Annotated in this window: 24 protein-coding genes; 12 read left to right on the plus strand and 12 right to left on the minus strand. The window is 57.0% G+C overall.

The genetic code is table 11. The features are described 5' to 3' along the window. The first annotated feature begins 469 nt into the window (after positions 1 to 469). The 7 genes from CK627_RS15180 to CK627_RS15205 all read left to right on the plus strand — a co-directional run bounded on the left by CK627_RS15180 (position 470) and on the right by CK627_RS15205 (position 5,907). Positions 470 to 2,113 carry a phage/plasmid replication protein, II/X family gene (locus tag CK627_RS15180; RefSeq protein WP_095592775.1) on the plus strand — a complete coding sequence of 548 codons (1,644 nt, stop codon included), beginning with the start codon at positions 470 to 472 and terminating at the stop codon, positions 2,111 to 2,113. Between the two features lie 15 nt (positions 2,114 to 2,128). Further along, positions 2,129 to 2,467: a DNA-binding protein gene (locus CK627_RS15185; protein ID WP_095592776.1), complete on the plus strand. Its 339-nt coding sequence runs from the start codon at positions 2,129 to 2,131 to the stop codon at positions 2,465 to 2,467. 132 nt (positions 2,468 to 2,599) lie between these two features. After that, entirely contained in the window at positions 2,600 to 2,758 is a 159-nt protein-coding gene (locus CK627_RS22660) for a hypothetical protein (RefSeq protein ID WP_157737191.1), read from the plus strand. Positions 2,759 to 2,866: 108 nt separating this feature from the next. Further along, a complete protein-coding gene (locus CK627_RS15190; protein WP_095592777.1) occupies positions 2,867 to 3,985 on the plus strand; it encodes a hypothetical protein in 1,119 nt (372 codons plus the stop codon). Position 3,986: 1 nt separating this feature from the next. Continuing rightward, a complete protein-coding gene (locus CK627_RS15195) occupies positions 3,987 to 4,193 on the plus strand; it encodes a DUF2523 family protein (protein ID WP_095592778.1) in 207 nt (68 codons plus the stop codon). Positions 4,194 to 4,286: 93 nt separating this feature from the next. Next, a complete protein-coding gene (locus CK627_RS15200) occupies positions 4,287 to 5,291 on the plus strand; it encodes a zonular occludens toxin domain-containing protein (RefSeq protein WP_095592779.1) in 1,005 nt (334 codons plus the stop codon). Between the two features lie 253 nt (positions 5,292 to 5,544). After that, positions 5,545 to 5,907 carry a hypothetical protein gene (locus CK627_RS15205; protein ID WP_095592780.1) on the plus strand — a complete coding sequence of 121 codons (363 nt, stop codon included), beginning with the start codon at positions 5,545 to 5,547 and terminating at the stop codon, positions 5,905 to 5,907. 28 nt (positions 5,908 to 5,935) lie between these two features. On the opposite strand, the gene CK627_RS15210 is transcribed toward CK627_RS15205, so the two are convergent. After that, complete coding sequence (locus CK627_RS15210) at positions 5,936 to 6,367, minus strand: hypothetical protein (RefSeq protein ID WP_095592781.1); 432 nt, start codon at positions 6,365 to 6,367, stop codon at positions 5,936 to 5,938. Between the two features lie 282 nt (positions 6,368 to 6,649). On the opposite strand from CK627_RS15210, the gene CK627_RS23075 reads away from it, so the two are divergent. Then, on the plus strand, positions 6,650 to 6,844 hold the full coding sequence (locus CK627_RS23075) for a DUF3653 domain-containing protein (protein ID WP_302476483.1): 195 nt from the start codon (positions 6,650 to 6,652) through the stop codon (positions 6,842 to 6,844). Between the two features lie 30 nt (positions 6,845 to 6,874). On the opposite strand, the gene CK627_RS22665 is transcribed toward CK627_RS23075, so the two are convergent. Then, the gene (locus CK627_RS22665) at positions 6,875 to 7,186 is read right to left on the minus strand and encodes a hypothetical protein (RefSeq protein WP_157737192.1); all 312 of its coding nucleotides are present in this window, start codon (positions 7,184 to 7,186) and stop codon (positions 6,875 to 6,877) included. Positions 7,187 to 7,957: 771 nt separating this feature from the next. Between CK627_RS22665 and CK627_RS15225 the strand changes: the two genes are divergently transcribed. After that, complete coding sequence (locus tag CK627_RS15225) at positions 7,958 to 8,359, plus strand: hypothetical protein (protein ID WP_095592784.1); 402 nt, start codon at positions 7,958 to 7,960, stop codon at positions 8,357 to 8,359. A gap of 313 nt (positions 8,360 to 8,672) precedes the next feature. Here CK627_RS15225 and CK627_RS15230 read toward each other — a convergent pair whose 3' ends face one another. The 7 genes from CK627_RS15230 to CK627_RS15260 form a co-directional block, all read right to left on the minus strand. Beyond that, complete coding sequence (locus tag CK627_RS15230; protein ID WP_095592785.1) at positions 8,673 to 9,875, minus strand: zonular occludens toxin family protein; 1,203 nt, start codon at positions 9,873 to 9,875, stop codon at positions 8,673 to 8,675. A 3-nt stretch (positions 9,876 to 9,878) separates the two neighbouring features. Next, entirely contained in the window at positions 9,879 to 10,193 is a 315-nt protein-coding gene (locus CK627_RS15235) for a DUF2523 family protein (RefSeq protein ID WP_095592786.1), read from the minus strand. 3 nt (positions 10,194 to 10,196) lie between these two features. Continuing rightward, positions 10,197 to 11,594, minus strand: coding sequence for a hypothetical protein (locus tag CK627_RS15240; RefSeq protein ID WP_240183845.1), 1,398 nt, complete (start codon positions 11,592 to 11,594; stop codon positions 10,197 to 10,199). A 39-nt stretch (positions 11,595 to 11,633) separates the two neighbouring features. Then, positions 11,634 to 11,846 carry a major coat protein gene (locus tag CK627_RS15245; protein WP_010634002.1) on the minus strand — a complete coding sequence of 71 codons (213 nt, stop codon included), beginning with the start codon at positions 11,844 to 11,846 and terminating at the stop codon, positions 11,634 to 11,636. Between the two features lie 300 nt (positions 11,847 to 12,146). After that, positions 12,147 to 12,470, minus strand: coding sequence for a CTX-RstB family phage integration protein (locus CK627_RS15250; RefSeq protein WP_010634003.1), 324 nt, complete (start codon positions 12,468 to 12,470; stop codon positions 12,147 to 12,149). 26 nt (positions 12,471 to 12,496) lie between these two features. Beyond that, positions 12,497 to 14,029: a replication initiation factor domain-containing protein gene (locus CK627_RS15255; RefSeq protein WP_095592787.1), complete on the minus strand. Its 1,533-nt coding sequence runs from the start codon at positions 14,027 to 14,029 to the stop codon at positions 12,497 to 12,499. Next, on the minus strand, positions 14,016 to 14,267 hold the full coding sequence (locus CK627_RS15260; RefSeq protein ID WP_042889029.1) for a hypothetical protein: 252 nt from the start codon (positions 14,265 to 14,267) through the stop codon (positions 14,016 to 14,018). The genes CK627_RS15255 and CK627_RS15260 overlap by 14 nt, the downstream gene beginning before the upstream one ends. 124 nt (positions 14,268 to 14,391) lie before the next feature. Here CK627_RS15260 and CK627_RS15265 point away from each other — a divergent pair, with 124 nt between their 5' ends. From CK627_RS15265 to fabA, 3 genes are all read left to right on the plus strand, one after another. Then, positions 14,392 to 14,784 carry a helix-turn-helix domain-containing protein gene (locus CK627_RS15265; RefSeq protein WP_095592788.1) on the plus strand — a complete coding sequence of 131 codons (393 nt, stop codon included), beginning with the start codon at positions 14,392 to 14,394 and terminating at the stop codon, positions 14,782 to 14,784. A gap of 49 nt (positions 14,785 to 14,833) precedes the next feature. Then, positions 14,834 to 16,813: a Lon protease family protein gene (locus CK627_RS15270; protein WP_005300832.1), complete on the plus strand. Its 1,980-nt coding sequence runs from the start codon at positions 14,834 to 14,836 to the stop codon at positions 16,811 to 16,813. Positions 16,814 to 16,891: 78 nt separating this feature from the next. Beyond that, a complete protein-coding gene (fabA, locus tag CK627_RS15275) occupies positions 16,892 to 17,452 on the plus strand; it encodes a 3-hydroxyacyl-[acyl-carrier-protein] dehydratase FabA (protein ID WP_005300828.1) in 561 nt (186 codons plus the stop codon). An 88-nt stretch (positions 17,453 to 17,540) separates the two neighbouring features. Here the strand turns inward: fabA and rmf are convergent, their stop codons facing one another. From rmf to uup, 3 genes are all read right to left on the minus strand, one after another. Further along, positions 17,541 to 17,720 (minus strand): ribosome modulation factor, encoded by a 180-nt coding sequence (gene rmf, locus CK627_RS15280; RefSeq protein ID WP_005315693.1) that lies wholly within the window; start codon positions 17,718 to 17,720, stop codon positions 17,541 to 17,543. A 160-nt stretch (positions 17,721 to 17,880) separates the two neighbouring features. Further along, the gene (locus tag CK627_RS15285) at positions 17,881 to 19,518 is read right to left on the minus strand and encodes a DUF3466 family protein (RefSeq protein WP_017788056.1); all 1,638 of its coding nucleotides are present in this window, start codon (positions 19,516 to 19,518) and stop codon (positions 17,881 to 17,883) included. An 8-nt stretch (positions 19,519 to 19,526) separates the two neighbouring features. Next, entirely contained in the window at positions 19,527 to 21,449 is a 1,923-nt protein-coding gene (gene uup / locus CK627_RS15290; protein WP_010634010.1) for an ATP-binding cassette ATPase Uup, read from the minus strand. Positions 21,450 to 21,500 lie beyond the last annotated feature (51 nt).

Genomic DNA, 21,500 nt, shown 5'->3' on the forward strand with positions numbered 1-21,500 from the left:
CGCCGGTCGGCCTGCCCAGCGGCAGAGAGCGCGACCCCGTAGGGGGCGAGGGGTGGGGTAGGGGGTCGGCGGTAGGGTCGGCGGTAGGTTCTGCGGGGGATGTTCTGATTGGGACGCCTATAATGTCCCAATCTTGTGCAGAATCCGCACCCACACCCGTAATTTGTTCTGCTTTTTAGGTTTTTGGATGGCCTCATCCAGTGTTTTGTACTTTTGATTGAACCCTCTTTTCCATTTGCATCCTGTTTGGTAGGATGTGTGCAGGGATTGGTCTAATCCCGCCCTCCTCGAGTTCGCCTTGGCCGACTACGAGGTTGTAGCTCCCTCCTCGGGACATGTTGCCCACCTGGGCCTATAGCACCCCTCGGGGTAAAAAATCGCGCGTTTCTGCGCCACCGTTCAGCCCGGCTCCTGACCCAGCCGGTGTGAGCCGGGATTTTTTATCGTGTGAGGCTGGGAGCTGCTGTAGGTGTCCGTATTCGTCGATTTCCTCAAAATTTTCATTCCGCTGGCGTATGACCAGCGTTATGCGATCGGCGCCACGTCGTCCTATGACGGGGTGCGCGATTGCATCCTCGACCACGATGATGGGCTCTGGCAGCTGGATTTCGCGGCGTTCTCAGAACTCACCGGCACCCCGCTGCAAGCTCGTCAGGTTCGTTTCGAATCCGGAAAAGCGAGTTACACCGACCTCACCTCCCACTGGGATTCCTACGCCTCCAGCGAGGCCTATCTGGCTGTACGCACTGTGCAGGCCCGTCACGCCATTGGTCTGTCCTCAGGCGTTGAGATCCAGTGCTCACCGGGCACTATCGCGCATATTCAAAATACCATCTCCGATATCCGTTCTGTCGAGCAGGCTGCCTGGATCATCCTCTCCGCCGCCGAGCAGGCGCTGCCCGACATCTGGCCGCATTTGCACCTCGAGGGCGCACTGGTGCTACGGGTCGACTGTACTGACGGCCTCTATGCCGAGACTCCCGCACAGGCCCAGCAGATCATCGACCGCTGCCGTCGTGTGGCCTATGGCCAGCGCAAATCGTCCGACACCGTGGGCTACAAAACATCCGTCTATTACGGAGAAACTTCCGAGCTGCATCGCGGTATTGCCTACCACAAAGGGCCGGAGCACATGAAAAAGGTCGCAGCTGCCGAAGCCGAGCTGCGCCGCTCTCCTACGTCGGTGATGTCCAAACGCCGCCTAGACTGCCTGAAAAACCCCGATCTTATCGCGCTGGCCGACCGGCAGGTCCGTCTCGAGGCCCGCTGGCTGAAACGGGGCGTTATCGACCACCTTACCCGCCTAGGTTGCACCCCCGAGGATGCCCCCTGGGATGGCCGCCTCCAAACGCTGATTGCGCAGGAACGGGCCTACAACGCCGAACACAACACCGAAAAATCTCTGAAAAAACACTCATTTATCGGCGCCTTCTGGGACTACACCTGGCACCCAGAGCTCGACGCCCTGACCGGGGGAGAGGAAGACATGGACCTTAACGACACGACCGCTATCGAGGCAAAACTTTTCGCTGTTTACCCCAGTCGGCAGGCCCGGGGAGTCCTCCAGTTTTATAAATTGCTGCTCCAGTACGGCTGGGCTGACCTGAAAGCGAGCCCCGATTTTTCCAAATCGACGTTCTGCAAACGCGTCCGCGACCTGGTTGCGCTAGGTGTGTCCCGCGCTCAGCTCCAGCAGCTGAACGGCACCGCCGAGAGCCGTATCGATGCCGGGGCCGTTATCCCGATGGTTCGCGTACTGAAACTCTCCCGCCTGGACGAACTACCCAGCTGGTTCACACCGACTCCGGCGGACTGGCAGCCATTCGACCCGACCACCCTGCGGGCCGTGGGCGATGGCATCCAGCCGGTGCGCACCCGCGTTCCGGTACCGGCGCCGGTGTTCCAGATGCCCGCTGACGAGGAGATCTCGACATTCCTCCAGCGCGGTGGGTCGTTCCCGGACGACCTCGACTGGGACAGTGCCGCCGGTCTGGCCGCCCAGGAGCGCCTGCGCCTGCCGTTTGCACCCTCGCCAACGGCAGAGCAGCGCGAAAAATTCCATCTACCGTCCCTGACCGGGGCGGGCACGCAACACCAGCTGCGGCTGGTCTAAAAACAGGACAAAACGATGACTCAAACAGCAGATTCTATCGGGGCCAGCGGCCTCTACCTGGTCGGTGAAATCGCAGGCGTAAAGCAGGACTCATTCCGCAACGGTGACAGCCAGCTCATCCGCCACACTGTCGGGATCCGGATCACCAGCGTTGACGCCTACGGTGGGGAGACCAGCGAGCTGGTCGAGGTCCGCCTGCCGCAGGCCTCGGTTGATGCGGGCCTTCCGCGCCAGCTGGATGGGCTGCGTGGCCAGATTTTGTCCCTGCCGGTCTGGGTGCAGGCGTACACCGGCAAAAGGGGCGCGGGATACGCGTTGATGCTGGACAGCAAACAGCAAATTCTGGGGCTCTGATGAGCCCGCTGAATGTCTTGCTCAGTCTCACACCTGAGCAGGGGATGGAACTGGCGGCCTCCGCGGCCGCTCTCTGAGGAACGGCCTGGGTGGTCCGGGTCGTCACTAAGGTACTGAAATAGAGGAATTTTTATGGAAGCTACAGCAGATATCGGTCAGCAACTGGTCACCGCCGCCACCTCCGCAATGCAGGGCGGCACCGGCGCCGTCGTGGGGGTCGGGGCAGTGATTCTTGGCCTCACCGCCGCAGTAAAATTGTTGCACGTCGTGAAATCGGCCCTCGGCCGCTGAGCCACAAAACAAGGCCCCTGCGGGGGCCTTTCTATTTAAGTAACAGTGACCATAAATAGAGGGACTTTCCATGGGGTTGATCGTGTTGGCTGCATTTATGGGGGCGTTATGGATCATTTTCGCCTGAGGCTGGCCACCGTTCTGGTCGGCCTGACGCTGACGGCTCCGGCCAGCGCTGCGCTGACCGTGCCGTTTGTCGATGGCCGCACCGGGACGATCGAGACGCTCAACCGCGTCGTCGACGGCAGGGCCTCAGCCCTGGTGCGCTGGACCGACTCCCTCGGGAACGTGCGCCGCAGTGCCGTCGCTCTCCGACCTGTCGCTGCCCAGGGCGGTGCACTGGCCACGCGAATTCTCGGCGGGCGGCTGGTCGCGTCCGCATCGATCGCGCTGCTGTTGGCTGAGGCGATGAGAGGGTCCCTGACCCAGATCTGGCCCGAGGTGCAGGTGCAGGATGGCGTCGCCATCCGCCCCAGCGCGATGCCGGCCTGGCAGCAGTGCGAGACCAATCTCGTTTCTATCGCCGATGCGGGCGGGGCAAAACACAATAGCTATGCGTATCTCCCCTGCTACTGGTGGGGCAGTGCCCCGACTCGACTCGTTCTCCGTCTGCCTCCCGCGTACCCGTGGAACCCTGACCCGACCTGGCTCAACCAGTACGGTGTCGGCAGCGACGCTCAGCGCGACGTTTGGTACGTTGAGGCCAGCAACCCCGCTGTTTCTGTACGTGGGCTGCGCGAGATCATCCGCCCTCAGCCTGAAAAACAGCTCGAGATGCCTGCCGTTAGCACCCCGCTGACCCCCGCCGAGCTGACCCAAGGACTGATGACCCCCGAGGTGATCGGGCCGCTCGCGCTCAACGATGTCCTCCCCGCCGAACTCTGGGAACCGCTGCGTGTAGAGGATCTCGAACAGGATCCCGACACCACCAAGCCGGATGGTGAGAACGAACTGCCACCGGATGTGGACATGACCGATGTCGACAGATCGGTCATTGATGTCCGGGCGTGGTTCACCCCCGACAGATGGGGGTGGCTGCCGCGCAGCTGCTCGCTGCCGGGCCCCATCACCCCGATAGATCGCTGGCCGGAGTGGAAGGTCGATTTCTCCCAGTACGAGCGTGATTTTTGTCCGCTCATCGGCGCCTATGTGGTGCCAGCATCCGACCTCACGGCGATCCTGATTTTTTTGTCCATCGTGCTGCGCGTGCGTACAGGAGGGGCCTGATATGTGGGCTGCATTAACCAGTACGGTGATCGGCAGCATCCTCGCCCGCGCCCTGCTGGCGCTGGGTGTGGGGATCGTCAGCATGATCGGATTCTCCGAACTGCTCACGTTGGCCATGACCCGGATCCAGGGCCTGTTCGGCGGCATTCCCGTCGACCTGCTGGCGTTGATGGGGTTCATGCACGTCGATGTTCCGATTTCCGCCTGATTTGCCGGTCAGGCGGCGGCGCTCGCGCTCTCCGCCGCAACTAGGTTCCTGCCTAAATAAAGTAACAGTGACCAAAATGTCGGAGATAACGAGATGATCACTCTCATTACTGGCACTCCTGGCTCGGGTAAAACACTCAGGTGCGTCGAACTCCTCGCCGAGCTGCGCAACAGTGATGACGCTAAAACCCGCAGCAGACTGATTTTTTCCAATGTCGCAGACCTGGCCCCCGAAATAGGCGCCGTGGCCGAGTTCGACCCGCTGAAATGGATGGACCTGCCCGAGGGGTCGTTCATCGTCGTCGACGAATGCCAGGATTTTTGGCCATCGCGTCCCAGTGGCTCCAAGCGGCCAGAGAGCGTCGCGGCTCTCAATACCCACCGTCACAAGGGGATAGATTTTCTGCTGTTGACTCAGCCTCCTGGCCTGATAGACCAAGATATCCGGGCGCTGGTCGGCAGACATCTACATGCCTACCGACCTCGGGCACAGGAGCATTCGGTCTGGTATGAATGGTCCTACTGCGAGGCGGCATGCCAACCGAAGCTCAAGCCGATCCCAGAAAAGCGAAAATTCAATAAACAGATTTTCTCACTGTATAAATCAACAGTAGAGAACACCCACAAGCCCCAGCCATGGTGGCCGATCATCAAAAAAACCCTGTTACCTCTGGGTGCGGTAGTCGGCGGCGTGGCCATGATGGTCGTCTCGTTCTCTGGGATGGCAGCCAAAAAGGGCCCCGCATCGGACGTCACCCAGGTGGAGACGGGGCAGGGGACCGAACTGCCGCTCTACCAAGAGGCCTCCGGCGCGGTGCCAACGCTGACCCCAGCGGCACCAGCTGCACCCGCGTTGCCGGTGCTGGCCTACCACGGCTGGCAACGATACGCTGGAAAAACTGATCTGCTGCTGTGTCAGGAGGGATCTGACGGGCGCTGTGAGGTCTCGCTGACCTGGGCCGATGTGCAGCACTGGAGAGAGGAGGGGGGCGATATCATCGTAATGGGCGGGCCCTCTGGCCCAGATTTATGGCGAATCACCGACCGGTCGTTATGGGTCGATGCGCTGGAGCAGGGGGTTCAGCTCGCCAAGCGCTGATGCCAACACCCCGGGCGCCGAAGGCGCCCCTAGGGCCAGACGGATGGCCGACGGGCGCTCGCGCACGGCGGGCAGGCGGCGGGCCCATAAACGCCCAAAATATGGTAACTGTGACCATAAATAGCTGGCAGCCCATTTCCCGCTCTGCACTGATGCCGATAACCCTATTTATCGGCATAATTTGTAAGGACTCTGTGAAGTTTGACCTTCAACATCTCCATTTTGACCTTCAACATCTCTAACGGAGCAGACTATGGGAAATTGGGACGATTTTAGCGATTCAACGGATCCCGTTGATCCGGAATTTCTGGCCGAACGTGAACCAGTCATAGCCGAGCATGTTTTTAGGGTCGCAACCCGTGAGGAGCTGCTGGCCAGAGGCTACGTCCTCAGCCTGGCCGAGTTGGGCTTGCCGGTATCACCAGAACTGGACGAGATCGTCAGCGTCCTGCAAACCCAGCGCGGTCCTGTGGCGCTGGCCGTGTGGTTCCAGTCGGCCAATGGCTGGCTGGGCAGTGCCAGACCGGCCGATGTGGTGCGGCGGATCAGCCCAGGGGAAATGTCCGACGTCCTGCATGCGGCACGCCGCGAGGTCTCGCCAATCGATCATGCCTAACAGAGCCATCCAACCCGGTGAGCAATTTTTAGGGCTGGCCGATGGCGCCTGCGCTCACCGATAAACCCCGGGCGCGGGCCTCACGTAAACAGCGTCGCCAGAAGTGCGCGCCACTGTGTGTGCTCCATTTCACCAGGTAACGACCGGACAGCCAGCAAATCGCCTCCAGCGGCAAATGGGCCAGCTCCTGTTGATGGGTGTACCAAAATGCCCGCCAGTCGTGGATGACCGCCACCCGGTCGACCAACTGCCAGCGGCAGACCCACAACGGGGTGTCCCGATGAACCAGCACCAACGCACCGGCCAACGGGAACACGTCGAACCACAACAACTGGTGGTCATCGGGCACAGTGATATCCAGCTGCCGAAACCGATGGCGCCGCAGTTGTGCCAACAGGTCGACACCGGCGGTTAACGCATCCAGCGAGAGTCGATCCTGTGGGCGACGGCTGTGTTTCATCGAGAAAACCTCCAAAACGTTCAAATTCACAACCGCGCATAATGCCGTGTTTAGTTAAATGCCCATCTGAAACCTGCCGATAAGCCAACCCACGCAATTTTGCTGGTTTATCAGGTATTTACTTGGATGGAACGAGAGTTGACCAAAAACTTCATTTTTCGTTGGTTTGAGTGCGGTTTATCGAAAGAGGAGACGGCAAATCTATGTTTCGTTTCTGTGAGACAGGTCACATATTGGGATAAGGGTACAGAGATCCCTCCTGTTTATAAACGGCTTATGCGGATGGCATCAGGGCGGGAGCTGCCCACGATTTTCAAAGCCTGGGAAGGTTGGAGAATGGCGAACGATTGCCTAATCTCACCGACCGGCGTGAGGTTCGATAGACGAAGGATTGAAGCCTTGGCCATCATCCAGGTGGAGCGGTCAGAGAGGCAGAAAGAGGCGTTCTACTGGAGGAAAAAATTGGGGATTGGATAACACTAGGGGGGCATAAGCCCCCCATTTTATTCACTCTTTCATGACCACCACCAGTGCCGCCTCCAGTCTATCCGTATAGGTAGGTTCAGCGAGACTGCCCGCAAGTGCTTCACCAATTGCATCGGCATAAGACGACAGATGATCCATATGATACCCAAGGTGGGTATAAGCTGAATTGGCAACCTGAGTCTTTATAAGCTCAAGAGCACAAGCAACAGCGATCAAACGCTTACGATCTGCAGGTGCGCTGTCATAGTCCAATTTAAAGAGACCATGATAAAGGCCGAAATACGAGGCAAAAGACGGTCCATTGTCCTGCACTACATCCACTGTATCAGCCATTTTAATCACCACTAGGTTATCGAGCGTTTGCCCACTAGTAAGGTTGGGGCGGACGAGGCCTAAAACAACCCAAGACGATTATTTTTTAGCCATCACGCTTGGTTTATGGACAAAACTCCCACAATATCAACAGTCAGATTTCATATGGCCCTCACAGGTGGAGCGTTTATGTCTTTAAATAATGGTGATCGGGTTCATTACAAGCATGCTAGCCTGAGTCAGCATCATAACCCATTGATGTACATTGAATTTATTGACGGTGACAAGCTTACGTGTAGTTACCTGGAACGTGACGGTTCTGACACCGGCGTGGTAAGAACCATCGTGCTACATATTGATTCGGTAGTGAAAGCATGACAGGGGCCCATTGGCCCCCACTTATGAAAAGTTATCTTGTGTGGCATGCGCTGCAACAGTGAGCACAACCATTGGCTTTTAGATAAATTCTCTTTGCGGCAGCGACTGCTCCAGAGCAAGACGGAAACTCACCAAGGAAGTGTCGATTTTCTGGCCAAGGAAGACTTCTACAAGTAGTCATATGGACTTCGTGATCACCGTTAGGTTGAGCCCTTTTGTTCAAGATATATGACGGCATGCTACCTCCTATCAGCCTGTGTTCCTAAGAATAGTATTGACTACAGCATAGTGGTTCAGAAGACTCTCGCTGGTGTATGAACTCTTGGCCTTTTTGGTCGTCTGGATATACTTGTAACGGCCTAATAGTAAATGCAAGATCCAACCACACCTGCATCGTAAGACAGTGGAGCTTAAATGGAGCCTAATCAGGTTCATGGCCAGCACACCGCCAGCATTTCCGGACAAGTTATCAAAAGCAAACTGATTGGCGCCTTCAATGCTGAAGGATGCGGTCATTGGGTGAACAGCGTCAAAGCCCTCATTGAAAGGCTTGAAGGACAGCCCTTTTGCTTGCTCATCGACACCAGAGACTACAAGGGAGGGACTGACGAAGCCCTCAGCATCGCCAATGACTTTAACGGCTGGCTCAACGATCAGAGGCTTGTCGCAAAAGCCCACGTCATCACCTCCCAAGTACTCCACGACATCGCGATCAAGCGTGTACCCAATATAAAGCACCAACATGTACAGACTTTCAAAAACACCCAGGATGCCTTGACTTGGCTAACTGAACAGTTAGAGCAGGCCAAGCAGTAGCAACGTGAATTCCCCCCGTATTACTACACGGGGGGCAAACCGACTGGTGCTGTGAGTGCAGCTTGTCTTCGACAGGAGGCATAGAAAGGCGCTGGACGTGCCCCATAGCCTTCGGCTGGGCACTCTAGCGGGGCAGTAAAGACGGTTTAGCAGGGAAGGGGGAGGCACAGCCTCACAGGAGCATTCCAAAGAAGTTTCGGCGAGCCTACCACCTTCCCGACAATGGGCCTCAGTGTGTCGCCTTATAGGGGCTCACGCCCCTGGGGTTCAGTGGCCGACCTGGAGAAAGGCGGCCACCGGCAGGAGAGGGGAGTTATGACCGGTCATCAGTATTTGCTGGCTTGTTACTGCCACCCGCAAAGAGGGTGGCATTGTATTTCCGGCGCAGAGCGTCCCCCTCGGGGTCACAGTACACGTCCACAGGCTGCCCCTGGTACTTTACTACCGCATGGCATGCACTCATGGGATCCACCCTGGCGAGCTCATCCGGCCAATCGTCCCTGTCGAGCGGCTGCACGTCATCGCCCTTGCGCAGCGAGAAGCAATACTCGACCCGATACTCGCCCAGGTGATCCTTTATCAGGACGTGACAGCTGATAATGAGCTGATGGCCGGCAAACGGCCCTACAGCAAGGACGCCAGCAGCAGACGCAGCAGGAGCGCCACCAGAACGTACATCAGCAACGGGCGAAGCACCCACCGCCCCAGCAGCCGGAACAGCGGCAGAAGCGGTTTCATCGGCCTTAGCAGGAGCATCAATATATTCAGGCTTGATGAAGCCAAAGAATACGCAGAGTCCCCAAATCGCCAGAATAAACAGAATTTTAGGGTCTCGAAATATCGAGCTGCCCGCGATTGTATCCGAGACCTTACCGGTTGTAGTCGAGTCATAAAGCTTGAAAACATACTTGGGCACCTTATTAAATGGCTTGGCTTGCAGTACGTCATTCATGGACGTACCGGAGTTATCAGAGAGGTGAAGCACCGTCTTATATCGACCACCAATCCCCAATATCGCCATATTGGTATGACGAATGGCCGTTTCGGCAGCTGCCCGGATTACCTGGTGCACCTTTTTGATGTTCGGGGTCGTAAATACAAAGTCCCAGTTATGATGACGGTGCATATCAAAGGCCACATCAATTGTCTCTGGCCGGCCATCGGCTTTGGCCACATCCGGCCCGCCAGGATAATCGAGCCGGTCCAAATCGCTTTGGCGCCAGGAAGGCGGGAATATTCTTTGCACTTCATCGACCAGGAAGAAAACCCCTTTGGGCGCCCAATGATAAAAGCGGGCGAGGTGATCCCGTCCTTCTTGGGATTCTGTCTCGATATAGGTGACCTGGAACTCGTCAGGCACTTCCTTTCCTAATACCTCTTTGCACCGCTCCGCGGTAAAGCCGCGCACGTTGGTAACGATATGACGGCCCGCCTTGATGGCCGGTATCACATCGGTATGAATCGCTCCTGACGATTTATAGGAGCCTGGGGCGCCGTGGTGGATCTTGATAGACATGCCTTACCACCCCAACATATTCAGCAAGAAACGGGTCACAAAGGCTTGCGTCAATATCGACAACCCTTTATCAACGTGCAAATAGAGCAAGATCCCCCTCATTTGAGAGGGCAGGTTATTAAAGGAGGAAGAGATCAGGTCGCTGAATTGCAGGTTAATCAGTATCTGCTTGGCAACGTCCCAGGAAAAGGTGAGCAGGAATATTTTGAACTCGACCCACTGAATAGCCAATTTAACAGTTATCCAGGCTGCAAACTGCACCGCCAGTTGATATATATCGTTGAAAAATCCATTGAAAAAATCACTCATCCATTCCATATATCACCTCTTAGCCACAATCATCAGCGCCAGAAAATAGAAGATGAACATCATGATGGCCGCTATCATTTCCCAATATCCCTCCACCTCGGGACAGACGGAATAAGAGCGGCCAAACATCGAGAACATATCAAAACACTTGGGCACCGCCGCCGACCCGCTCAGGCTATACCGGAACATATCGACCATATCTTCTTTAATACCGTTATGGGTATTCTTGAGTTGTTCCTTATGTTCCTGGAACTGCTTATTAATGGTTTCCAGGTCAAAGAAACAGTGCGCACCACCTTTACAGAGCTGGGATGTATATTCAGACCCTGTTACATGCAGCGGATTTTCTGCAGAGCCAGGCATTTGTGAGTAATCAATGCCTGGGCCATTATTGCCATTACCATTGCTGCCATTACCTGTGCCGCCGGTGCCATCACCACCATTTGTACCGCCATTTTGCAGGGCCTCAGCAATGGCCTTAATATTGCGGTTCATTTCAATGCTATTATTTCGCATATCTTGCATGGTGTAGGAATAAAGGTTGTGCATGTCGCTGGCGGATTCATGCACTCGGCCTTTCATCGACTCGATGTCATACTGCATTGTCCGCATAAGCCCATACATGGTGTTACCACCATAATTCTGAGCAAAATCAGGCCCAAAGAAATTATCCCGCAACTCTTTCAAAACACGATACTCACCCGTGCTTTGACCAAAGCCGTCTTGCGGATTAATCATGGCATTCTTTAATCCAAGGAACTCGTCATAGAACTTATGACCTAACGCCGTCTGCTCCCGGATACTGTTCTCCATGCCAACCTGACCATTATTAGTGGCCTTCATATAACGAAGAACATCTACCATTTTGCCATCAATATTTTGAGCTGATCGACTCGCACCCGCAGAGCTCGACATCAAGCTAGTAAAACCCGTTATCAAGGTATTATTCACCTGACGCAAGGCGTCCGTGGTCATTTCCTGCTTATCACCACCGACACGAATCCCGTTGGGCGGCAGATTGGGAATTACATCACCATTATTGCCGTTATTGCCATTGCTACCGTTACCATCGCCATCCGAGCCGCCATCCCCATCGGATCCACCACCCACCGAGCACTCCTGGCCGGTACTCTGAATCGGCCCCATGGTGCCGGCATCTGGGAATTGCACACAGACACCAGGACACCCGACAAAGCAGCCTCCCAGGGAGGAGCTTTCCCATTTCACGCAGAACGGCAGCGCAGTAGAAATCGGCACGTTAGACAGGCGGAGCCCGACAGGACAACCCGCCGAAGCCCCCAGCGGAAACAGCAATAAAAGCCAAGCGATGCGCACAGTACCCCCAATAAAAAAGGCGACCGGAGCCGCCTTTGTGTCATATCGAAAACGATGACCTGTAGCCTTCAACAAAGAACAGGAACCACAGCGTTCCGATGAGCAAAGACATGCTTAGGCTTTGCGCATCAGGCTGATCAGGATGCCCACGCCCACACAGGTGGCCACAACCAGCATGACCTTGGGAGAGGTTGCGGTCACGTCCGACTGGGTGGCGTCCAGGGCCTTGGCAGCGGCATCAGCAGCGGCTGTACCTTCGGCAAAGGCCGCACCGGTAGACAGGGAGCACACAGCAGCGATACAGCCATTACGGAAATAGTTTTTCATACTCGTTTATCCTCTTTTTGCACTTACGATGACACGGGCAATTGCGCCCAGTTTGAGGCCAGTGATCCAGATTAATAATCCGAAGCCAAAGGCCATCGACACAGTGGATACATCAAATTCAAACCAGCTCGATATATCCGTTAATTTGGCGTGCTCCTGGACAGTCAAGAGCACGTAATTACACGAATCCCCCTCAGCTAAGCGGGCATATCCTTCAGAGGTAATATCTAGACAAAGCATTATCGCGCCCTCGTCGTCGCTCGCTGCGCGCTCTCGCTCCTCCTCCTCGCGGCGCGGTGGTTATACCGGCTGCTTTTTGGTGGGTTGGAAGCCAACAACCACGTTGCGGGTCGGATTCTGGGGATCCGCTTCCAGGACAAGATCCACTGCCACCAATTTCGGGCAGTCGGCCAGCTCTTTAATGGTGGCGGCATCGTTGCGCAGGGCTAATTGGCGCACTTCATAGCCCCAGGAGGTGATATTGCACTCGGGCTTGTTCACGTTATTAGCCACTGCTAGGTATTCCACCTGGGCAAAGTCATAGGGAACCGGCGAGCCAGATTTACGGGAGACGCCATAGCCATGAGTAACGCGGGTAACCAAAATACCAGTCAGCAGAGACATATTATTTATCCTTTGAAGAACCATTGTTAGGTCGAAAATAATGGCAGCTCGTCCAGGTCAGGAGGAACTGGCATTCTTAACCGCGCTGGAATATCGGTTTCTTCCAGGTGCGCTGTTAATTGGTTAACAATCTTCTCAGGGGATAGCCCCTCGATGTTTGCTAACCAATTGACAAGGCGACCGGCCATTCTGGACATATTAAATACGGCGTTGTCCCTGGACGTTTTGAATTTATTCTTAAAGGTGGTCACTCGTACCGGTGTTATTTCTTCCTGGCAAACCGCATCCAGCCATTTGGCAAATTGCGGATACATCCCCGCAAAATAAGGGTCAGGGTTTACCAGGACATCCAGCGGGATGACTCTATCCTTATTGTGTAATTCGCCTTCGGCGCGTACCCAGTTTGGGAACTCGGCCGATTGCATCTGTTTGCCTTTCTCATATATCCGCGCACACTTGCCGTTGATACGGCTGCCCACGTAGAAAGAGCAACCCTTGCTCGGCACCATGCCGAAACGCTTGGCGATGCCCTTGGCCACCTCGGTGATCACGAACTCGCCCGATTCAATTTTCATCCAGGAAGGCGCACGGCCACGCTGCGGGTGAAACTCGCCGGCTTCGGCGCCGGCTATCGCGCCCTGGTAAGTGATGTGTTTGCCGCTGTAGTCATCCAGGGCAAGATCCACTCGAGTGATGCGCAGACCTGGCACGTGAGAGATAACGGAGTACAAAGCCTGGAAATCGAGGGCCGCACAACCCACGCCGGAAAAACTCACCATACAGCCATGGTTAGCCGCACCCCAACCAATCAGCCCGCAGGGCATCCCGTCACACAGCAGGTCAGCCGAGTTGGCGTAACCGTGCAGACCGGAGCGGCGAGGGCGCATGGTAAAGCGCGGCTCGGGGATAGGGACACCGATGCGGGTATTGAGTTCTTCCAGCCACAGCTCGATCTCGTTGCAGCAGAGGGCATCCAGGAACTGGACGCCGTAGCAGTCGATAAGGTCGTTATAGGCTTCCCAATACTTGGCACCCTCGACCACCTCGAACTGGGAGAACTTGAGCAGGTCAGCGCAGACGGCTTTTAGCTCCTGGCGCATGTCGGCGCGGGACTGGTAGCCGGAGTGCAGGGCACGTTCCATCATGTCGGTCATGGAAGGCGTCAGCACCGGGGCAGGGGCCTTGGCCACCCCCTTGAGACTCAACCGCTCAGTGGCCTTGTCAAAGACCCGTGCAGGGGCAGGGGAGGCGGCAGACTGCTGGCGCTCGGCTTTGTCATAGAGGCGCTCAGTCACCTTGTCGAAGCGGGTGAGGGGAGCGAACCCGACAGGGCGTTTCCACAGGTAGCGCAGGCCCTCGACCGGCTGGGCGGCAAAGGCGGCCTGAATGGCCTTGCTCTGGGTCTCGAAGCGCGGGATGGCCTTGAGCAAAGCGCCTTGCTTGGCCAGCTCGGTCATCTGGCGCAGTTCGGTCGGCGCCCAGGTAAACGACAGATAGTCGATCAGGGTTTTGTTGCCGATAACGCTATTTATCGGCATCACGGCGCTATGACCAGTCATCGAAAAACACTCCCTGGTCATAGAAGCCTTGCCATGTATCCTCGGTCACCTCGACCAGCTCAAAGGCGGTGTCGGGGTACGTCATGGACAGATAGATCCGCATCTCGTGCAGGTCGCGGAACATCTCGACCTGACCGGCCACACAGGCGGAGACATCGCCGGTAGGCTCTGCTTGCCAGTAGACCTTGCGCTCGGTGAGCGCCGGCAAATCCTGGTTTTGTGGGCTACAGTGGGTCATAGGTCGGTCAGATTTATTATGAACTGACTGGATTGAATCAGAACTAAATCTAACTAACAACGGGTGACTTTTAGCCCCAATAGGTGTGTTATATGCCCACTCGAAAAAGTCAGGAGACAGTCAAATGGACTCTAAAGCACTGATTCAGGCCTACATGAGAGCCAAAAACTTTAGCCAGTACCAGCAAGTCGCCGCAGAGCTAGGTTTTACCAAGTCGCACATCTCCAGCTTGACCACTGGCAAGGTGCAACTTACTGATGCCACTGCAAAAAGACTGGCCCAAGAAATCGGCCTGGACGTGCAGGAAGTCCTGTTAAGCCTGGCTGCTGTCAGAGAGACGGATCCCGAGCTGAAAAAGGCCTGGTACGACATCCTGGCGAAGTACACCAAAGGAGCCGGCACGGCTGTAGCCCTTGCGGCAGCGGTGTTTCTGGCCCCTAGCCACGGGCATGACCTAACCGCGCATAATGCATATTATGTTAAATGCAATATCTTGTTTCCTGTTACCACTTATTGAACTGTGTATAATGGCAACAATTGATCCTATCTCCGACCGGATGTCTTAAGTGGCTGAATTAACATCAGAACAATTAAAACCTGCTTTTGCGATTGAACAGTTTCCTGCCCTCAGCGAGCTCGAACCCATTCCGTTTGCCGCGCTGCAACCCAGGGCCATCTCCGGCATCAAGCGTCTCGCCAGTTTTGATGGCGACTGCCCGGTCATGCTGCTCAACGGTTTCCCCGGGGTCGACTATGAAGATGTCTGCCAGACGCTGATCGCCGCCTCTAATGGCAAGGATGGCGACCTGTTCGATCTCTGCTACACCGAAAACCTGAACAATCCGTTCAAACCCATCTGGCTGCGCCTGCAACCCGGTACCGGCATCGAGTTTTGTGAAATGGTCGGTGAACTGCTCAAGCTGATGAGCCACCATCTGGATGCCGAGCGTCTGGTCACCCGCATCATGCGCAAGCAGAACAATGATCCAAAGATCGATGACTTCCTCTCCGATCTGGCCGCCCATGTGGCACAGGGGCTCGAATTTCAGCACCCGGTCCTCATCAACCTGCTGATCCATCATGAGGAGCAGGAAGCCCCCGTGGTGTATGGCCGCGATCTCAACTGGGATACCCTGTTCGGCTCCATCAACTACCAGACCGAGCAAGGCTCCGTCTATGCCAACCAGCACCTGCTGGAACCGGGCCTGCTGCGTCAGGCCAACGGTGGCTACCTGATCCTGCAGCTGGATGAGCTGCTGGATCAGCCCCACCTCTGGTTCAAGCTCAAAAACGCGATGCAAAAAGGCGAGCTGGACTGGAACGCCTATCAGGAAGGCAAGACCCTCACCCCCTTCTTCACGCCGGAAGCCACCCCCATCAAGCTCAAGCTGATCCTGGTCGGTGACCGGCTCGATGTGGCCGAGTTCCAGATGCTGGACAGAGACATGTCGGAGCGCATCTTCCTGCGCGCGGACTTGGTCTCAGAGGTGAACATCGAAGAGGAGCTGCCTGACTATCTGCAATATCTGGCCTGGCTGCGCGAGCGCTGGAACCTGCTGGACTTCACGCCGGCCGCCCTCGCCGCCCTCTGCCGCCATGCCAGCCGGCTCTGTGATCATCAGGAGTGGCTCTCCCTCTCCGAGGTGCAGCTCTCAGCCATCATGCGCATGGCCGACAGCCTGGCACGTGAGCTGGAAGCGGACGTCGTCACCGACGAGCACATCCGCGGAGCACTGGAAGAGCAAGATTATCGGCTCAACTACCTGGTCGAGCAGTCCGATCAGGGGGTCATCGACGGTCAGATCCTGCTGCAGACCGATGGTGAGGAAGTGGGTCAGATCAACGGTCTCTCCGTCATTCAGGTCTCAGGGCACCCCTATGATTTCGGCGAGCCAGTGCGCCTCACCGCCACCGTGCATCTGGGGGATGGTGACGTGGCGGACATCGAACGCAAGGCGGAGCTGGCAGGTCATATCCACGCCAAGGCGATGATGATCATTCACGGTTATCTCTCCAACAAATTTGGTGCCGAAAACCCCTCCCCGCTGTCGGCCAACCTGGTGTTCGAGCAGTCCTACCATGAGATCGATGGTGACAGCGCGTCTCTGACCGGTCTGTGTGCCCTGCTCTCCGCCCTCGCCCGCCAGCCTATCTACCAGCACTTTGCGGTTACCGGCGCGGTCGACCAGTTTGGCAACGTGCAGGCCGTCGGCGGCGTCAACGAGAAGATCGAGGGCTTCTTCCGGGTGTGCAAGATCCACGGCCTCACCGGCAAACAGGGGATCCTGCTGCCCGGTACCAACGCCCAGCAGCTCAACCTCTCTGATGAAGTGATCGCGGCAGTAGAGGCCGGCCAGTTCCATATCCACCCGGTGGATCATGTGGAAGAGGCCATCGAGCTGCTGACTGGTTGTGTTGCAGGTGAGCCGGACATGCCGGATACCCTGTTTGGCCGCATCCAGCAGCGCCTGGATGAGCTCAACGGCACCGAGGCCGTCAAGGGGGGCGTGCTGCGCCGCCTGTTTGGCAGGCTGTTCGGGGTATAAACGAAGTGATCGGAGTTGTTTAGCGAACATCTGTACGCTAAATTGGCCCGGCTTTGACCCATTTTAAGGATAACCAGCGTGACCGTAGACAATTCCACCATTGATGCCCGCCTTTCCCTGTGTGAACAAGGCAAAGACTCGTTTACCCGTGAAGAGCTGCTCGCCTGCAGCCGTGGCGAGCTGTTTGGTGAGGGCAACAGCCAGCTGCCCGCCCCCAACATGTTGATGATGGATCGCATCGTCAAGATCAATGACCATGGTGGTGAGCACGGTAAAGGTGAGATCCTGGCAGAACTCGACATCACGCCGGATCTCTGGTTCTTCGATTGCCACTTCCCGGGTGATCCCGTCATGCCTGGCTGTCTCGGTCTGGATGCCATGTGGCAGCTGGTTGGTTTTTTCCTCGGCTGGAAAGGTGGCCCAGGCAAGGGTCGTGCGCTGGGGGTTGGCGAGGTGAAATTCACCGGTCAGATCCTGCCGACTGCCAAGAAAGTAACCTACAAGATTACCTTCAAGCGCGTCATCAATCGCAAGTTGGTGATGGGAATTGCCGATGGCGTGGTGGAAGTGGATGGTCGCCCCATCTACAGCGCCACCGACCTGAAAGTGGGCCTGTTCAAGGACACCACCGCATTCTGATGAGCTGACTGGCCACCTGGTCAGACCGCACAACGTAAAGGGGCCGCCATGGCCCCTTTCCTTTTTGCAATGTGTGATGAAGTACCGACTACTTCATGAAGAGGCCTGAGCCCCGCCCTTCCATGGCATCACGCCAACCACCAAGCCAGTGCCCACGTGCATCCAGGCATTGATACGGACACGCTTCTTTCTGTTTGCCGACCACGCCAGCCTGATAACCACGAGCACGAGCTCTTTCCAGACGGTCCCGTTTTTGTCTCTTCATCATCTACGACCCTCTTCCGTGGAACAAAAAAAGCGACCAATTTTTCATCGGTCGCTTTCATCTTTACCCCAGGGGGTTGGCAGGGTCAAACAAAAAATTTCATGCTATCCGCTCATTGTGACACAAGACACTGAACCGCATTAATTTTTAGTGACACAACTTTTTAGCGCTGGAAACGGCGCAGCCAGGCGAATGGCAGGGCCAGCAGAGTCAACCAGAACAGGCTGCCACCACCGCTGCCGCCATCCTGACCGGTCTGGTTGTTGACCGGTGCGTTGGCGACCACATAACCGGCCGGATCGTTGTTCTTGTAGTCGGTCACGACCGGTGCCAGCTTGACGCTGACCACGGTAGCGTTGGTGCGGTTGTTCAGATCGCTTTCGCTGTTGTAGCGATAGGCGGTCGCGGCCACAGTCCCATTCTCGCTGATGCCGCTGGCATAGGCGATGTGGTAGTAGTAACCGTTTTGGGCACACTGTTTGGCACCCGCATCATCCAGACCGCAGATGAGATCGTTCAGGTACCAGTTGTTGCCGGTCGCCGCGTTGAGCAGGAAGCCTTCCTGCATGCGGTTGGTGCCGTTGACCACGGGTTGGGTCTGATGACGGGAGTCACGCCAGCCAACCACCATGTTGTGGTTGTTGATGGCGGCCGCTTCCGAGCCGGAGCCGCTGAGCGGCTTGTCCTGCAGGGAGACCACGGCGTTGGTGGTCGGCGTGTTCAGGTTGAACACGAACATCTCGACCGGGCGGTTCTGGCCCTTGTTGATGCGATAGAGCTGGTTGCCGACCACATAACCGTTGTCGTTGACCCCCACGGCCCAGCTGTGTTGCAGCTTGGCGTCATCTTTACCGGGCTCGCCTTCTGCCAGCGGGATGATCTGGGTGGTGCCCACCTTGCTGCCATCCAGATCCAGTGTCCAGTAGGCGGCCAGGTTGCGGCCATCCAGGTAGTTGGTGCCGATCTCGCCGGTGGAGGAGTACCCTACCCCATACAGCGTGCCGTTGAATTTGCCCACGCCGAGCGCGGAAGCGGTCTGTACCACTTCGTTGCGGCCCCGGGCATACTCGTTGGCCTGCAGCAGCTTGTTGAAGGTACCGGTACTGTTGACCAGCCAGAAGCTCGCCTGGGTGTTGAGGCCCGGGCAGTAGCGGTAGTCACCGTACTGGCCGTCGTTGCCGGCAAAGCACCAGTTGTAGGTTTCGGAGTTGACGGCGATGTTCTTGCCGGTGGCGGCGGTACCGGTCACCAGATACTGGCCGTTGTCCAGCTTCTTGATGCTGGTCGGCACGCTCAGGCTGTGAGTGCCGGCGCCATCCTTCAGCTCGACGGGGTTGCCCTCCTCGACCACGGCAAAGGCGGTACGCACCTTGCCACTCATCTTGTAGCCCGCCCGGGTGCCGGGTACGTCACCCAGCGCGGTCACCAGACCGTCGGTCTCGCCCAGCTGCACGTAACCTACGTTGTTGCGCTGGTCGACACCATCGAGGAAGTCACGACGCCACTGGTAGGCGAAGTTGCTGTTGTCGTTCCAGAAGGAGTTGCAGACCGAGTTGGAGAGCATGCAGCCCTGCTCGAAGCGGAAGCGATCGACCAGGAAGTCGGCGAAGCGCACGGTCGAGAAGTGCTCGGCCATGTTGTTCTTGGTGTTGATCCCGATGAGCCCGTTGCCGTCGCCGCTGATACCGCTGGCGTAACCCTTGTCGGACGCATCGACAATGGTGAAAAAGGGACTTTGTGCCGCCTGGGCATTCAGGCTGGCGCTGACCAGAATGGCCAGCATGGATAATTGCTTTTTCATCTACTTCCTTAGTCCTGATGTTTCAACGCTTCCAACTCCTCCCAGCGGGAGAAGGCTTGTTCCAATGCCGCCTCTGCGGCATTCAGGGCATCCAGTTTGGTCTGGGTTTGTTCCGCAGGCAGGGAGAAGAAACCGGGGTGGTTGATCTCCGTCTGCAGGGCATCCAGCTCCGCCTCCAGCTGTTCCAACCGGGCTGGCAGATTATCCAGCTCCAGCTGCAACTTGTAAGAGAGTTTCTTCTGTTTTGCCGCGACCGGCGCCTGCGTCACGACAGGCTCTGGCGCCTTGCTCTGGGGCTGCTTCACCGCCTGCTGTGCGGCCAGCTGAGACTGCTGCTGGGCACGGGTGGCCATCATGTCGGCATAGCCCCCCACATAATCACTGATCCGCCCATCCCCTTCAAACAACCAGCAACCGGTCACGGTATTGTCGATGAAACGACGATCGTGGCTCACCAGCAGCAGGGTACCGGGATAGTCCGCCAACAGCTCTTCCAGCAGTTCCAGCGTTTCGACATCCAGGTCGTTGGTTGGTTCATCGAGGATCAGTAAATTACTGGGCTTCAAGAACAATTTGGCCAACAGTAAACGGTTTTTTTCGCCCCCTGACAAGGCTTTCACCGGGGTGCGTGCCCGTTTTGGCTCAAACAGGAAGTCCTGCAGGTAGCCGAGGATGTGGCGGGAGCGGCCGCGCACCATCACCTCCTGCTTGCCCTCGCCCACGTTGTCCACCACCGTCTTCTCGGGGTCGAGCTGTTCGCGGTACTGATCGAAATAGGCCACTTCCAGGTTGGTGCCCTGACGCACCGAGCCGCGGGTTGCCTCGAGCTGGCCAAGCAGCAGCTTGATCAGGGTCGACTTGCCACAGCCGTTGGGGCCGACCAGCGCAATCTTGTCGCCACGCAACACCTGCAGATCCAGCCCCTGAAACAGGGTGCGATCGCCAAAGTCGAGACCCAAGCCTTCACTTTCAAATACCAGCTTGCCGGAGCGGCCCGCCTCGTCCAGCTGCAGCTTGGCCTTGCCCTGCAGCTCACGGCGCTGGGTTCGCTCCATGCGCATCGCCTTGAGGGCTCGCACTCGTCCCTCGTTGCGGGTACGGCGGGCCTTGATCCCCTGGCGCACCCACACCTCTTCCTGGGCCAGCTTGCGATCGAACTCGGCATTTTTCAGCTCCTCGACCCGCAGCCACTCCTCCTTGCCCTGCAGGTACTCGTCGTAGTTGCCGGGCCAGGAGGTGATCACGCCGCGATCCAGATCGATGATCCGGGTCGCCAGCTTGTGGATGAACTCCCGGTCGTGGGAGATGAAGACGATGGCGCCGCGAAAATCCTTGAGAAACTCTTCCAGCCAGTTGATGGCATCGATGTCCAGGTGGTTGGTCGGCTCGTCCAGCAACAGCAGATCCGGATCGCAGGCCAGCGCGCGGGCCAGTGCCACCTTGCGCAGCCAACCGCCGGAGAGGCTGTCGAGGGTCACGTCGGGATCCAGACCGAGCAGGGTCAGCACCTGGTTGATGCGAGTCTCGAACTGCCAGCCGTTCTGGTAGTCGAGCTGCTCCTGCAACTGGCTCATCTTGCGAATGTTGGCATCGGAGGCATCGTGTGCCAGCTCCATGGAGATATGGTGATACTGCTTGAGCAGCTCCCCTACCCCGGCCAGCCCTTCGGCGGCGTAGTCAAACACGGTAAGCTCGCTCGAGGCGGGGGGATCCTGCTCGAGGCGGGTCACTTTCAAGTCTTGCTGCAGCACCAGACGACCGTCGTCCAGCGGCAGTTCGCCGGCGATCACCTTCATCAGGGTGGACTTGCCCGCCCCGTTGCGCCCCACCAGACAGAGGCGCTCGCCCCGCTCGATGGTGAGCTCGGCCTGGTCGAGCAGCGGAAAATCACTGAACGACAGGGAAGCGCCGTGCAATGTCAAAAGAGCCATTCTTGTTCCTTCTTGCTAATGAAAAAACGGGCGGCAGACTGAGTCTCCCCC

The sequence above is a fragment of the Aeromonas dhakensis genome (assembly GCF_002285935.1).
Classification (GTDB): Bacteria; Pseudomonadota; Gammaproteobacteria; order Enterobacterales; family Aeromonadaceae; genus Aeromonas; species Aeromonas dhakensis.